Origin of the sequence: Streptococcus australis (assembly GCF_040226615.1) — a bacterium.
Taxonomy (GTDB): Bacteria; Bacillota; Bacilli; order Lactobacillales; family Streptococcaceae; genus Streptococcus; species Streptococcus australis_E.
Window position 1 is genome coordinate 1 of the sequence record NZ_JBCOAT010000011.1, and the last position, 15,499, is coordinate 15,499.

Annotated in this window: 12 protein-coding genes; 1 reads left to right on the forward strand and 11 read right to left on the reverse strand. The window is 40.2% G+C overall.

The genetic code is table 11. The features are described 5' to 3' along the window. Positions 1–139: 139 nt before the first annotated feature. The 6 genes from ABT997_RS08975 to ABT997_RS09000 all read right to left on the reverse strand — a co-directional run bounded on the left by ABT997_RS08975 (position 140) and on the right by ABT997_RS09000 (position 8,783). On the reverse strand, positions 140–1,063 hold the full coding sequence (locus ABT997_RS08975) for an ATP-binding cassette domain-containing protein (RefSeq protein ID WP_350019193.1): 924 nt from the start codon (positions 1,061–1,063) through the stop codon (positions 140–142). 9 nt (positions 1,064–1,072) lie between these two features. Continuing rightward, positions 1,073–2,140, reverse strand: coding sequence for an ABC transporter ATP-binding protein (locus ABT997_RS08980; RefSeq protein ID WP_350019194.1), 1,068 nt, complete (start codon positions 2,138–2,140; stop codon positions 1,073–1,075). A gap of 11 nt (positions 2,141–2,151) precedes the next feature. After that, positions 2,152–3,078: an oligopeptide ABC transporter permease OppC gene (oppC, locus tag ABT997_RS08985; RefSeq protein ID WP_006594955.1), complete on the reverse strand. Its 927-nt coding sequence runs from the start codon at positions 3,076–3,078 to the stop codon at positions 2,152–2,154. Then, on the reverse strand, positions 3,078–4,577 hold the full coding sequence (locus ABT997_RS08990; protein WP_023022220.1) for an ABC transporter permease: 1,500 nt from the start codon (positions 4,575–4,577) through the stop codon (positions 3,078–3,080). Before ABT997_RS08990 ends, oppC begins: the two co-directional genes overlap by 1 nt. 64 nt (positions 4,578–4,641) lie before the next feature. Then, entirely contained in the window at positions 4,642–6,627 is a 1,986-nt protein-coding gene (locus ABT997_RS08995) for a peptide ABC transporter substrate-binding protein (protein ID WP_219074983.1), read from the reverse strand. 191 nt (positions 6,628–6,818) lie between these two features. Continuing rightward, a complete protein-coding gene (locus ABT997_RS09000; RefSeq protein WP_350019195.1) occupies positions 6,819–8,783 on the reverse strand; it encodes a peptide ABC transporter substrate-binding protein in 1,965 nt (654 codons plus the stop codon). Positions 8,784–8,965: 182 nt separating this feature from the next. On the opposite strand from ABT997_RS09000, the gene pbp3 reads away from it, so the two are divergent. Continuing rightward, positions 8,966–10,198 (forward strand): D-alanyl-D-alanine carboxypeptidase PBP3, encoded by a 1,233-nt coding sequence (gene pbp3, locus ABT997_RS09005; protein WP_350019210.1) that lies wholly within the window; start codon positions 8,966–8,968, stop codon positions 10,196–10,198. 219 nt (positions 10,199–10,417) lie between these two features. On the opposite strand, the gene ABT997_RS09010 is transcribed toward pbp3, so the two are convergent. From ABT997_RS09010 to sufD, 5 genes are all read right to left on the reverse strand, one after another. After that, the gene (locus ABT997_RS09010; RefSeq protein WP_023022213.1) at positions 10,418–10,990 is read right to left on the reverse strand and encodes a hypothetical protein; all 573 of its coding nucleotides are present in this window, start codon (positions 10,988–10,990) and stop codon (positions 10,418–10,420) included. 20 nt (positions 10,991–11,010) lie between these two features. Next, positions 11,011–12,423, reverse strand: a complete 1,413-nt coding sequence (sufB, locus tag ABT997_RS09015) for a Fe-S cluster assembly protein SufB (protein WP_023022212.1) — start codon at positions 12,421–12,423, stop codon at positions 11,011–11,013. A gap of 144 nt (positions 12,424–12,567) precedes the next feature. After that, the gene (sufU, locus tag ABT997_RS09020; RefSeq protein WP_023022211.1) at positions 12,568–13,002 is read right to left on the reverse strand and encodes a Fe-S cluster assembly sulfur transfer protein SufU; all 435 of its coding nucleotides are present in this window, start codon (positions 13,000–13,002) and stop codon (positions 12,568–12,570) included. Next, positions 12,989–14,215 carry a cysteine desulfurase gene (locus ABT997_RS09025; protein ID WP_023022210.1) on the reverse strand — a complete coding sequence of 409 codons (1,227 nt, stop codon included), beginning with the start codon at positions 14,213–14,215 and terminating at the stop codon, positions 12,989–12,991. Before ABT997_RS09025 ends, sufU begins: the two co-directional genes overlap by 14 nt. A gap of 2 nt (positions 14,216–14,217) precedes the next feature. Continuing rightward, on the reverse strand, positions 14,218–15,480 hold the full coding sequence (gene sufD / locus ABT997_RS09030; RefSeq protein ID WP_023022209.1) for a Fe-S cluster assembly protein SufD: 1,263 nt from the start codon (positions 15,478–15,480) through the stop codon (positions 14,218–14,220). Positions 15,481–15,499 lie beyond the last annotated feature (19 nt).

Sequence of the window (15,499 nt, forward strand, 5' to 3'; positions counted from 1 at the left end):
GTCGCTCTCGCGCGACAACTATATTAGTATATCACGACCAAAACTACTTGTCAATATCTTTTTTCTATTTTTTTAAAAAAAGTTTTTCTTTTTTAAAAAAATAGAAAACGAGAAGTGTATTCTTCTCGTTTTCTTATGATTATACAAGTTCTTTATATTTTTTCTGTTCTGCTTTATTTGCCCAAACGTAATGTCCAGGTTTGATTTCAACCATTTCTGGTTTGTCGGTTGAATAATCATGCTGATCTGGATCATAAACTTTCAGAACTTTTTTGCGTTCTAAAATTGGATCTGGAATCGGTACAGCTGATAGTAGAGATTGTGTGTATGGATGAATTGGATTATTAAACAATTCTTCTGTCTCAGCTACTTCTACAATAACTCCTTTGTAAATAACCGCAATACGATCAGAGATAAATCGAACTACCGAAAGATCGTGTGCGATAAAGAGATAGGTCAAGCCCAATTCTTTTTGGAATTTTTTAAGGAGATTTAAAACTTGAGCACGTACTGATACGTCAAGAGCTGAAATTGGCTCGTCTGCGATAACAATTTCTGGTTCCATTACCAAGGCACGAGCAATCCCAATCCGCTGGCGTTGTCCACCAGAGAATTCATGAGGATAACGAGTCAAATGCTCTGCTAGAAGCCCCACTTCATGCATAATCTCTTTTACTTTACGTACTCGGTCTTCTTCATTTTCGAATAGGTGATAATTATACAAACCTTCTGAAATTATGTAGTCGACTGTTGCACGTTCATTCAAACTCGCTGCCGGGTCTTGGAAGATCATTTGAATCTTACGGATTAATTCACTTTCATCCTTGCGAGATTGCTTCCCATTGATCTTTTTACCATTATATAGAATATCACCTGCACTAGTGTCATTCAAACCAATGATTGCACGACCAATCGTCGTCTTCCCACTACCTGACTCACCAACAAGAGAGAATGTTTCACCTTTATTGATGAAAAAATTTGCATTCTTTACAGCTACAAATTTTTTACTTCCTTCACCGAAGGAAATTTCTAGATCTTTAACTTCTATTAATTTTTCTGTCATTTCCTTCTCCTAGTCCTTGATTGTAGTGAATCCCATTTTCGCACTAATCTTTTCATGAAGATTATCAATAATTTCTGGTTTATTGACTTTTGGTGCATCTTCATGCAAGAGCCACGTTTTAGCCCAATGTGTATCGGAAACATTGAAGACTGGTGGGTGTTCCTCGAAATCAATTTGCATGGCATAGTCAGAGCGCAAAGCAAAGGCATCACCTTTTACTGGTGAATACAATGATGGAGGAGTCCCTGGGATAGAATATAAATCACCTTTTGAGGTAGATAACTGTGGCAAACTTGAAAGAAGACTCCATGTATAAGGATGTCTTGGGTCATAGAAGATTTCTTCTACTTTACCAAATTCTATAATTTCACCAGCATACATTACAGCAACCTTATCTGCGATACTTGCGACCACACCTAAGTCATGGGTAATAAAGATTGTAGTAAAGTTATATTCTTTTTGCAATGATTTCAATAAGTCGATGATTTGGGCTTGGATGGTTACGTCAAGGGCCGTTGTAGGCTCATCACAGATCAAGATATCAGGGCGACAAGCAAGCGCAATAGCAATAACAATCCGTTGGCGCATTCCACCTGAATATTGGAAAGGATATTCATCAAAGCGACGTTCTGCTTCTGGGATTCCAACCTTTTCCATATAATCAATGGCCATCTCTCTGGCTTCTTTAGCACTCTTGCCTTGGTGTTTAATAATAACTTCCGTAATTTGTGATCCAATTGTATTAATCGGGTCCAAACTGGTCATCGGATCTTGGAAGATTGTTGCAATTTTTGCACCGCGGATATCTTCCCAATCTTTATTTGACTTGAGTTCTGTTAATTCTTGTCCGCGATAATTAATAGTACCATTGGCAATTCGTCCGTTGTCTTCTAACATTCCTGTGAAGGTTTTTGTCAAAACAGATTTACCAGAACCTGATTCACCAACAAGTGCCATGACTTCACCTTCAACAAGGTCTAAAGACACATTGCGAATAGCTGTTAAGACACGATCCCGAACATCAAATTCTACTACGATATCGCGAGCAGATAAGATTACATTTTTATCAGTTGTCATACCTACTCCTCCTATCTATGTGTACGTGGATCGCTGGCATCTGCAAGGTTTTGTCCAACGATATAGAATGACAAGGATACCAAGACTAAGACTGTCAATGGAATCCAGAAAAGATATGCATTGGTTGTTACGTTTTGTGAGTAATCTGAAATCAGACGACCTAAACTTGGAACTGTAATTGGCAATCCCAATCCAAAGAAGGAAAGGAAGGCTTCAGTTGAAATGAAGGCTGGCAACAACTGTGTAGTTGTCGTCACAATGACAGATACCAACTGTGGCAAGATATTTTTTGTCACGATTTTTAGAGTTGGAGTACCCAAAGTACGGCTGGCCAAGTTGTACTCTAAATCACGGTAACGCATAATTTGAACACGGATAGAATAAGCAATCCCAATCCATCCTGTTACCGTCATCGCCAAAATCAAGTTCCAGAAACCAGCACCGATTGAGTAAGTCAAGACAATAACAATTAACATGAATGGAACGTTTGAAATAACGTTGTAAACTTCCATCATGAAGCGGTCGATTGATTTTGATACACCCCAAATCCCACCAATCACAACACCAATCACAACATTGATCAAGGTAGCAATAAAGGAGATGATAATCGAATTGCGGGCACCAAACCAAACTCCATCAAACAAGGATTTACCATTGTTATCCGTACCGAAGAAGGCCTTGGCACTTGGAGGATTCAAACGAGCAGTGAAGTCATTTACTTTACTTACATCATTATAATCAAAGTTTGAAAACATCGGGTATACAAAACTCATCAAGAGAATACCAACCAAAACGGCTAACATCAAAATGGTTGATTTCTTTTTGAAGAATTGACGGAATACTGATTTCCAGTATGAGTACGACGGCGCATCAATTGTTTCAGAGGCAAAATCGTCACGTTCAACAAATTGGAATTTCTTTTTATCGATTGTAGACATTATTTACCTCCTTTCTTAGTTGTCAATTTGATACGAGGGTCTACCATAACCATAAGGATATCCCCAGCCATTGCTCCAAATACAGCAAGAACAGTAAAGATGAAGACAAGGCCGACCACCATGGTATTATTGGATGCTTTGATAGAATCAATCAACATTTTACCCATACCAGGGAAGGCAAAGACAGTTTCTGTCAAAGTTGCCCCTGAAATGACTAGAACCAATTGAACAGGAATCCCTGTAACGATCGGAACCATGGCGTTTTTGAAGATATGTTTGCGGGAAATTTCTTTCTCAGAAAGCCCTTTGGCACGTGCAAAACGGACAAAGTCTTGAGAATGCAAGTCGATCATGTAACGGCGAATCCAAACTGCCAATCCTGGTGCACTCAAGAGACCCAAAATCACAGAAGGTAGTACATAAGAGCGCCAATCCTGAGCCCCTAACACTGGGAAGGAATCTGGTAAGCCGATAGAAGAGCCAGCCAAGCGAACGATGTAAACCAAGGCAATCGTCGGCAATGACATCATAAATGTTAAAGTTGCCGTAGATGCACTATCAAACCAAGTATTCTTCAACAAGGCCATATAAGATCCTAAAGGAATAGCAATCAAGTAGGCAATCGCAATCCCGATTAAACCGATAATGGCTGAGCTCACAATCATGGATGGATTTTCATAGTTGCTCAATGTTGCTGTATAAGCATCTCCTTTACCAAAGCGGGCGATATCTTGAGCATCTGCCTTGCTTGGTGATTTGTATGTACGAGAGTAGATATTGATAGAAGATTCTTTTTTTCCTGTTGGGAAGTTTACTTCACTCTTCTTAGTTGTACCTTGTCCTTGTGTAATAACCTGAAGAACAGGTGTATTTGAATAAGTTGGGTAAGATTCACCCAAGTTTAAGGATACAAAATTTTGATGAATGAACGGGAATTGACCATTGAAATACAAAAGATATTTATGTTTAGTCCCCGAACCAACTACTGACCAACCAATAGCTGGGTCATTTTCAATTCGAATATAGCGTTCAAGTTTTGGATTAGAAGCATCTTTGATGACATTTGGATGGTCAATCTGAATCAGATTACCATAGAATCCAATAACACGTTCAAAGACAGGGACTTCACGAGTAGCGTAAAAACCTTTGTTTTCAGGGAAACGTTTCAATACCCAGCCATTTCCAAGGTTAGAAATGTACTTTTTGTAGATCTTCTCGTTTTCTTTAGTAGGCTCTACTGTTACTGATGAGTCTTCCTTGCTTGCTTTTTCTTTCAAAGCTTTTGAATCAAGATATTCTATATACCCCATGCGATCATAGACTGTATTTTCATAATTGATTTTAGAGTCTTTTGTTTTCGCAATCTTGTTATAGTTAGGGTCGTTTTTGAAAATTAAATTTCTTGGGGTTAGCGTATAAATAATTGTATACGTCAATGTCGTAACCAAAAAGATCGACACCAACGAACGTAAAATACGCATAAATATATATTTTTTCATATTCCGTTCCTTTAATGTTCAAAAGAACTTTCTCCCCTATTAGAGAAAGTTCTGATGAAGGTGATTATTTGACGTGTTTTTCAAGATCTTGCTGAGCCTTCTTGTTTGATTCAGCTTTTTCTTTCAACCATTTTTCACGTGCTTGATCATATTGTTTTTTAGTGACAGGTTCATCTTGAATTTCAACATATTTGAAATAAGTTGATCCTTTGTTACCTGTTTGTGATGAAGGTTCAGAGAATGGAACCACTTTTGAAACCACTGTAGCTGCACCAGAGCTTGTCATAGTTGGAATTACCAATGCGCTATCTGTTAACCAAGCTTGCGCTGCTGCAAATTTTTCATAACGTGTCACTACGTCTAGGGTTTCTTTTTCTGCATCATCAAGCAACTTCGCATATTCATCTAAGCCAACAGCCTTAGCAGAGGCATTATCGACACCACCAGCAAATCCAAGATAAGTCTTAGTTTGGTCTGGAGAAGATGGTTGCAAGGTATCAAGGTAAGTAGATGGGTCATCATAGTCTGGATTCCATCCTACAAGTCCTTGAAGGTCCCAGTCAGTTTCTGCAGCTGATGGTACGTTAAGAGTAATGTTCAAGACTTCATCTTGGTCCATCATTTGAAGGTCCACAACAACGTTTTCTGTACCAAGTGTTTCTTCAACTGATTGTTTGAAGGATTGCATCCGTGACACAAAGTTTGTTGAGTTTTGTGCAACCGGAACATCCAAGTGGATTGGGAATTGAACACCCTCTTTTTGGAGTTCAGCTTTTGCCTTTTCAAACTGAGCTTTTGCTTTTTCCTTGCTATAGAGTCCGTTTTGACTGTCTGCAAGATTCACACCGCTCCATTGATCCCCATAAGTTTGCAACTTGTCTGCTACTACATCACCAAAGTCTTTACCGTTTACTTGAACAAAGGCAGGTGCAGTGTACATATTTCGAATAGCAGCCTTAGCGTATTCTTTACCATTAACTTGTGCTGAATAATTTTCGCGGTTCAAGGCAAAGGTGATGGCTTGACGGAAATCCTTGTTCAAGATAGCTTTCTTCGTAGAAGATTTCTGCTCATCTGATGTTTTAGAAGTATGGTTGTAGGCTTGACGGTCAATGTTGAAACCTAAGACTGCGACACCAGAACCAGGCTGTGTGTTGTAGATATTGTCTTTGTATTTTTCTTCAACAGACGCAAAGTTAGAGCTAGCAGGGTATAGACGCGCCTTGGTATATGAACCATCGCTAAAACCGCGCGCTATGGAATCTTGATCTGATCCATCATAATAAGACAATTTAATCTTGTCAATATGAACGTTGTCTTTATCCCAGTAATCTTCGTTCTTTTCAAAAGTGATTTCTGATTTAGAAGTGATTGATTTCAAAAGGAATGGACCATTGAACAAGATTGATTTGACATTACCTGGTTGACCAAATTCATCACCCTTGCTCTTCAAGAATTCTGTACTAATTGGGAAAAGAACTCCATTAGTTGTTTTTGAATTCCAAAAAGTTTCTGGTTGATTCAAAGTATACTCAAGTGTATAATCATCTATTGCTTTGACCCCAACCTCAGAGAAGTCTGAAATTTTTCCTTCTGAGTAGTCTTTCAATCCTTTGATTGAGTCTTTCACCAATGGAAGAGATTCTGATTTCTTGTCTGCCGCATGCTTCAATCCAGTAACAAAGTCATGGGCTGTTACTTCACCATGCTCTTCGCCGTCGGCATCATACCATTTAACACCCTTACGGATTTTGTAAGTATAAGTCAAACCGTCTTTTGAAACAGACCAATCTTCAGCAATAGATGGCACAAGGTTTCCGTATTTGTCATTTTCCAACAAACCATCTACACCGTTTGTTGTAATATCGTGTACGGAAGCTTTTGAAGATACGGTGTAATCCAAAGTTGTAGGATCATCTGTATAAACATAGCCATACGTTGTATCTTTTTTTGATGCAGACTTGCTATCTTTTGAGCCAGAACATGCTGCAAGGAAAGTTGCTGCGAGCAATGTTACTCCGGCAAATGCAAAAACTTTACTTTTTTTCATTTTGAGTCTCCATTTTATTGAATTTAGATAGAATTATAGCATAAGTAAAGAAAAAAGTAAACTAAATTTTCTGAATATTTGGCAAGTGAAAGGAGCCACTAAGCGGGGGACTGTCTAAAAAATCAATCCTTTTTAGTGGCTCCTTCCCTTAAATAAACTTATGCCTTCTTACTATCCCAATTATTTTTCATCTATTTCGATTCGATGTGGTTCTTTAATTCTTCTTGAGCTTTTTTATTGGATTCAGCCTTTTCTTTTAACCATTTTTCTTTGCTTGCATCGTAATCCTTTGTCTTGATGACTTCTTCTGACAGTTCAAGATATTTATAGTTGGTTCCAGTTCCTTTTGTTCCAACCCATGAAGCCGCACGACTATATGGAACAGTCCGTTGCAACATTGGAGTTCCACCATTTGAAACAGTCGGCAAGATCAATGAACTATCAGTTAGCCATGCCTGAGCAGCTGCGTATTTCTCATAGCGTACAGCTTGATCATTCACTTCAGCATTGGCATCTTTTAAGAGTTCTGCATACTTCCCAAAGTCAACTGCTGGAATAGCAGGACTATTTGAGCCTGCATCCACACCTAGATAGTAGAAAACAGAACCGTTAACAGGACTTAAGCTCTCTAAATAAGTAGATGGATCTTGGTAGTCTGGAACCCATCCACCTCCTGCAAGGTCATAATCTTTCTCAGCAGCAGTATCTGTGAAATAGGTAATATTGTTAAAGTCATCATCAGATAATTTCTGAATATCTACGACAACATTGTCTGCACCGAGAACAGCTTCTACGGATTGTTTAAAGGAGCTAGCCTGTTGTACCTGACTGTTATCTGTTTGACTGACAACGTAATCCAAATGAATTGGGAATTCTACCCCTTCTTTTTGCAGTTGTTCTTTAGCTTTTGCAAACTCAGCCTTGGCTTTTTCTTGATTGTAGAGAGTGGTTTGGGCATCATCTAGATTGACATCTTTCCACTCATCTCCATAGGTCACCAATTGTTTCTCAACAACCTTACCGAACTCTTCTCCATTTACTTGAACAAAAGTCGGTGGAACCAAGGTATTCCGAAGAATCTTGGTCGCCGCATCTGCTCCCGATGTTTGAGCTGCATAGGCTTCACGGTCAAAGGCAAAGTTTACAGCTTGACGGAAGTCTTTGTTTAAAATCGCTTGTTTTGTGGACGATTTCTGAGCATCTGTTGTTTTGGCTGTATGGTTATACTTCTGACGATCAATGTTGAATCCGAGGTAGTATGATGTTCCGTATTGAACACCATAAACAATATTATCACCAAATTTCTTTTTCACACTCTTATAAGTGGAGCTATTTGGCATTACTGTCGCAAATGAATATTGTCCATTCTCAAATTTCTTGATGACAGATTCTGGATCTGATCCGTCATTATAGGTCAACTTCACATGATCAATATGAACATTCTTTTCATCATAATATTCCTTATTTTTCACAAGTTCAATCTGTGATTTTGAAGTTAAATTCTTCAAATAATAAGGACCATTATAGAGAATACTACTTGGCTTCAAAGAACCGAAGTCTTTCCCTTGAGATTCTAAGAAAGCTTTGTTAACCGGGAAGAGGACGCCTGAGGTCGTCTTAGAATTCCAAAAACTTTCTGGACGTTCCAAGGTATATTGAACGGTATAATCATCTAGGGCTTTCACGCCAACTGTATTGAAATCTTTTGTTTCACCTTTGACAAATGCATCTAAGCCTTTAATCGAATTTTGGATTAAGAAAAGACCCTCAGATTTTGCTTCCACAGCGTGTTTGATACCTGTCACAAAGTCCTGGGCTGTTACAGCACCATACTCTTCTCCCTCACTGGTATACCATTTTGCATCTTTTCGAAGTTTATAGGTATACACCAAGCCATCTTCCGAAACAGTCCAGTCTTCTGCCAAACTTGGGATTAAATTTCCATATTTATCATTTTCTAACAAACCATCAACAAGGTTACTTGTAATATCAGACGTCGTTGTACGAGTCGATGCAATGTAGTCCAAAGTATTTGGATCTGTTGAATAAATATAAGAATAAGTAGATTGATTGCTGCTTCCACCGCCACAGGCTGTCAATAGAAGAGCACTGGCTAGAGAAACAGCGGCCAATACGAACCGTTTATTTACTTTCATCACTATCTCCTTATGTTAGGTTTTCTACCATTATACACTATTTCTCTCATTTTACCAACTATCTTTAAAATTTGCCTATGACCTTTGAGTCCTAAGAGGTCAAAATAGGATTAGAGCAGTTGCCTTCTTTTATGATACAATAGTAGAGACAATAAACAATCGAGGATTCAAACGTGAAAAAAATAATCACTTTACTTCTTTGTCTACTTTTTACACTTCTCAGTACTTCTCCTGTAAGAGCGGAGGACCTAGAGCTCGGAGCTCAGCATGCTATTGCGATTGATGGGACAACAGGTAAAATACTCTACGAAAAAAATAGCGAAGAAAAAAAAGAGGTTGGTGGAATCAGCAACCTTTTGACCACTTATCTCGTCTATGAAGCCATTCAGCAAGGAAAATTATCTTTAAATGATGACGTGGAGATTTCGGACAAAGCCTACCAACTAACTGCTGTCGAAGGAATCAGTAACGTCCCTATGGAAGCTCGCAAGTACAAGGTTAAAGACCTGCTCACTGCTCTCCTTGTATCAAATGCCAATAGTGCTGCCATCGCCTTAGCTGAAAAAGTAGCTGGAAGCGAGGAAAAATTCATCCTCCTTATGCAAGCAAAACTAAAAAAATGGGGGATTAAAGACGCTATCATTGTAAATGCTAGCGGACTGGATCAAGCCCTTATTGACGATAATAAGGAATCTAAAAAGAAGAATACTGAAAACAAGCTGAGTGCTTATGATGTGGCAGTCATCGCAAAACATCTCTTAGAAGACTACCCTGAAGTTACCAAAATCACCTCCCTTTCCCATGCAGAATTTGCTGGAATTCAATTGGAAAGCAGCAATTATATGCTAGAGAACATGCCCAGCTATCGAGCAGGAGTGGATGGTCTAAAAACTGGAAATTCCGAAAAAGGAGGCATTTCATTTGTAGCTTCTACTAACCAAAACGGTATTCGAATGATTACCGTTGTCATTGGTGTTGAGGCAATCGATGGAGATCCCTACGCACGATTTGTTGCAACAGCCAACCTGATGAATTATGTGAGCCAGAACTTCATTGCAAGCTTGATTGTCAGCAAAGGCGAAGCCTACAACAACAGCAAATCAACGGTTCTTGATGGTAAGAAAACCAGCGCTATTGCTGTTGCCAAGGATGACTTCATCGTGATCGAACGGCAAGGAAGTCAAGCAGAACCTAAAATCACCTTCGAAAGCAGCCAACCTTCTTTTAGCGCTCCCTTAAAGAAAGGTACTACCCTAGGGACCCTTACCTACACCGACCCAGAACCCATCGGGCGAGGGTATATCGAAGGTAAAGCTCCTAGTATGGAAATGGTGAGCGGAGAAAATATCCAAAAGAGTTTCTTCTTAAAGGTATGGTGGAATCAATTTGTTCGTTACGTTAACGAAAAGCTATAAATACTAATAAACAAAGAGGCTGGGACAAAAGTCCTAGCCTCTCAATTGTCTTTGGATTGTCGAGCAAGACGCAGTGGTTGAGTGGGCTCTACTACGCTAATTTCATCAGCTTTTATAGCCCTACTCAACTGTGCGGAGGTGGGACGACGAAATCGAATTCTAACGAATTACCGATTTCTGTCCCACTCTCTTGTTTAGTTGAATCAGCCAATAGAACTTCTATCGAACTTCGAAATAAGGAAAAGCAGTGTCACTGTCTATTGGATGAGTCGGGATTTCTTCTTCAATCACCCCACGCCAACCAGATACCAATTCTTCAAAAGTCAGTTGTGCTTCTGGAGAAGCTGTTGTTAATTTACGACCAAACCAAGCCATGGTTGCAGTTTCAAACTGAAGCATTGCGTATTCAATTACTGGGACCTTGGCTTCTTCATAATTCTCATTTACTGCTCGAGCTACCTCTGGTGCTTGAGGAAGGAGCTGATTGCTAATTTTATCGACAACAGCTGCATCCATCTCTTTCCAGGAAAGAAGCTGCCCATTTACCTGATAAAAGAGCTCAAAAGTTTCTTGATTTTCTTTGAAATTAGCAAGAACAAAAGCACGTTCTACTGCCTCAGGACCACCAACAGCTTTTACAGCGTTTATCAAAAGAAGCTCTTCCATTTCTCTCCAATAATCATCTGCTTCTGCTTCAAGATCAAAAACAAATGCCTGATCCAACTCTTCAATCGGTACTTCTCCCTTATTCACTTTTTCAATCGTTCCAAACAATCGCTTTAAGAATCCCATTTGCTTCTCCTTTTACCCTATTAGCCGACAGATCCTTCCATTTCATAGCTAATCAAGCGGTTAAGCTCAACTGCATATTCCATCGGAAGTTCTTTGGTGAAGGGCTCTACAAATCCCATGACAATCATTTCAGTCGCCTCAGATTCTGACAAACCTCGACTCATGAGGTAATACAATTGTTCCTCTGAAATTTTTGAGACCTTAGCTTCGTGTTCCAATGCAACTTGTGAATTGTGGATTTCATTAAATGGAATGGTGTCAGATGCAGACAAGTCATCCATAATAATGGTATCACACTCGATGTGACTAACCGATTTCGCTGAATCTTTATTGAAGGTCACTTGTCCACGGTAGTCAACCTTTCCTCCACCTTTAGCAATAGATTTCGAAACAATTGAAGAGCTCGTGTGAGGAGCATTGTGGATCATTTTAGCACCTGTATCTTGGTGTTGCCCAGCATTGGCAAAAGCGATCGACAACATGGTCCCACGTGCACCTTCTCCATCTAGGTAAACTGATGGGTATTTCATGGTCGTCTTGGCACCGAGGTTCCCATCGATCCATTCGACCGTCGCATCTTTCATCGCTTTTGCCCGTTTCGTTACCAAGTTATAAACGTTATCAGACCAGTTTTGGATAGTTGTATAACGCATATAAGCGCCATCCAAAGCAAAGATTTCGACAATAGCAGCATGCAAGCTGTTACTTGAATAAGTTGGCGCTGTACATCCTTCTACATAGTGAACACTTGCTCCTTCATCAACGATAATCAAGGTCCGTTCAAACTGACCTGTATTTTCATTGTTAATTCGGAAGTATGTCTGCAAAGGAACATCTACTTTAACACCCTTTGGTACATAGATAAAGGTTCCACCTGACCATACTGCTGAGTTGAGTGCCGCTAACTTGTTATCTGTCGGAGGTACCAACTTAGCAAAGTATTGCTTGAACAAGTCTGGATATTCCTTCAAGGCAGAATCTGTATCGGTAAAGATGATTCCTAACTTCTCAAATTCTTCCTTCATATTGTGGTAAACCACTTCAGACTCATACTGAGCTGCTGCTCCGGCCAAGTAAGCACGCTCTGCTTCTGGAATCCCAATCCGTTCAAAGGTCTCCTTGATTTTTTCAGGCACTTCATCCCAGCTACGTGCAGGTTTATCAGATGGTTTTTGATAGTAAATCAAATCATCAAAATCGATATCTGACAAGTCTGCCCCCCATGTTTGCATAGGCATTTTTTTAAATGCTTCATAGGACTTCAAACGGAACTCCAGCATCCATTCCGGCTCATTTTTCGCAGCAGATAACTCACGAATAACTGATTCATTCAACCCTTTTCCTGTCGACAAGATCGGGTCTACATCATCGTGAAAGCCAAATTTATATTCACCAAGATCAATTGGTTTTGGTTCTACTCTTTCTTCTGTCATATCTTTCCTTTCATTTTCTTTTTAGCGCTCTTTCCATATGATTCATCTTCTATTCTGGACCATAAGCATCCGAGTTTTGATTCAATTAAGTAAGAAGAAAATCGGTTAAAGAGCACACTAGAATTTTCACACTCTTATGCATCATTACGATTGAGAATCGATTGCTTTTTTGAGAGCATTCCAGGCTAGGGTCGAACATTTGATCCGTTGCGGGAATTTAGCAACTCCAGCTAAAAAAGCAGCATCTCCCAACTGGTCTTGACGGGCATCTTCTTTGCCTTGAACCATTTCCGAAAAAATAGTCGCCAACTCTAGCACTTCTTCCTTTGATTTTCCTAGGACAACATCCGTCATCATACTAGCAGAAGCCGTCGAAATCGTACAACCTGAGTTGACAAAGGCAATATCCTTGACCACTCCTTTATCATCAAACTGAACAGACAAACTAATCACATCCCCACAGGTAGGATTGTTCAGGTTGATTTGTTCAACTCCTTCAATCTTTCCATGATGATGGGGATTTTTTGAATGGTCAGCCACTACTGCCATATAGAGGCTATCTAATTTAGAAAGTGCCATTGAAAAACTCCTTTGTTTTTATCAGCGCTTCTACAAGCTTATCGCAGTCTTCTTTTGTATTGTAGAGATAAAAGCTAGCTCGAGCAGTCGCCGGAACCTCCAAATACTGGATTAAAGGTTGGGCACAATGGTGCCCTGCCCGAACAGCAACCCCTTCATAATCCAAGGCAGTCGCAAGATCATGAGGATGCAAATCCCCTAAATTGAAGGAAATCACCCCTGAACGTTTCGCTAAATCTTGGGAGCCATAAATTTTCAAGCCTTCAATCGCTTGAAGTTTGGGAAAGACATAGGCAATCAAGTCTTGCTCGTGACGCTCAATCGCATCCATGCCAATAGCCTCCAAATAATCAATCGCCGCAGCTAAACCAATGGCGCCAGCCATATTGGGAGTCCCTGCTTCGAATTTCCAAGGAAGTTCCTTCCAGGTTGCTGATTGTTCATAGACAAAGTCAATCATTTCTCCACCAAATTCAACAGGTGACATTTGGTTGAGATATTGCTCTTTTCCATACAAGACTCCAATCCCTGTAGGACCAGCCATTTTATGCCCCGAAAAGACAAAGAAGTCTGCATCTAGTTTTTGAACATCTATTTTCATATGAGGGACTGATTGAGCCCCATCCACTACCACAATGGCTCCTTTTTCATGGGCCAATTGAGCGATTTCTTGGACAGGATTTATCACCCCGAGTACATTAGAGGCATGAGCAATGGAAACAAATTTGGTTCGATCTGTCAATTTTTCTCGGAAATCCTCTAGATCCAGATCACCGTCTTTCAAGTAGGCATAGACCAACTTCGCCCCTGTCTTCCGACAAGCTTCCTGCCAAGGAAGGATGTTGGAATGGTGTTCCATAATAGAAATGAGGACCTCATCCCCCTCTTCGAGAATTTCCTCTGCAAACCGACCAATCCAGTTCAAACCTGTCGTGGTCCCTCTTGTAAACAAGACCTCTTTGGTTGAGGAAGCGTTTATAAAGCGACGGACAGTTTCTCTTGCTGCTTCGTAGGAAGCAGTCGCCCGTTCGGCCAAGGTATGGACCCCGCGGTGAACATTGGCATTATCCTCTTGGTAATATCGATTCACTGCTTCTAAGACAGCTTTTGGTTTTTGTGTCGTCGCTGCATTATCCAAATAGACAAGTGGCTCATCATTCACAATTTGATCTAAAATCGGGAAATCTTTCCGAATCTTTTCGACATCTATCATCTTTATCTCTTCAATAATTTATCTTCAATGGTTTGGATCATTTCTTCACGAACTTCTTTAACTGGAATTTCCACAATCACTGATCCAAGGAAGCCACGAACCACTAGGCGTTCTGCAGTTGCTTGATCCAAGCCACGGCTCATCAAATAATACATATCTTCAGGGTCAACTTGACCGATAGAAGCCGCGTGACCTGCTGTCACATCGTTTTCATCAATCAAAAGAATTGGATTGGCATCAGAACGTGCTTGATCAGAAAGCATTAACACACGGCTTTCTTGTTGGGCATCCGCTCCCTTAGCTCCCTTGATAATGTGGCCAATCCCGTTGAAGGTCAAGGTTGCCTTTTCAAGAATGACACCATGTTGGAGAATATTCCCGACTGAATTGCAGCCATAGTTGGTTACACGGGTATCAATCCCTTGAATTTGACGCCCACTAGATAAGGCTACAACCTTAAGGTCTGCATGGCTTCCATTTCCGATCAAGTCACTATCAAAGTCAGCAACGACATTTCCTTCGTTCATGACACCGATAGCCCAGTCAATGCTGGCATCCTTTCCCAGTTTGCCACGGCGGCTAATGTAGGCAGTAACATTCTCACCGAGGCGATCAATCGCCGCAAACTTCACTTGCGCTCCAGAACGAGCAATCACTTCGACTGTAATATTAGCAGTTGCTTTAGCGCTTCCCTCTCCGCGAGATTCTAAGCGTTCTAGGTAGCTAATCTTACTGTTTTTACCAGCGATAATCAGGATGTGCTTGTTAAATGGCACATCGCTATCACTATCTTGGTAGAATACACCCTCGATTGGTTCCGCAATTTCTACATTATCAGGAATATAGAGAACAGCACCACTGTTAAAGTAGGCTGTGTGGTAAGCTGCTAACTTGTCATCATCGTATTTAACGGATGACATGAAAAATTCTTCTACATGCTCTGGAATTTCTTCCAAGGCTGAGTGAAAATCTGTGAAAACAACGCCCTGGTTCGCCAAGTCAACTGGAATCTGCTCAAATACTGTATGGGTCCCATACTGAACCAATTTTAATTGATTGTCAATCGCAGTGAAGTCTGGAACAGCAGTGAGAGGTTCACTTTCTTTGATCGTTCCATCCCCAAGATTCCAACGATGAAATTTCACACGTTCAATCACGGGTAGTTCTAAGTCATCCATTTTATCAAAAGCCTTCTGGCGCAACTCTTGCAACCATTGAGGCTCTGCATGCATTTCTGAAAAAAGTTTGATATTTTCTTTGGTCATTTACTCCTCCTCAAAGATC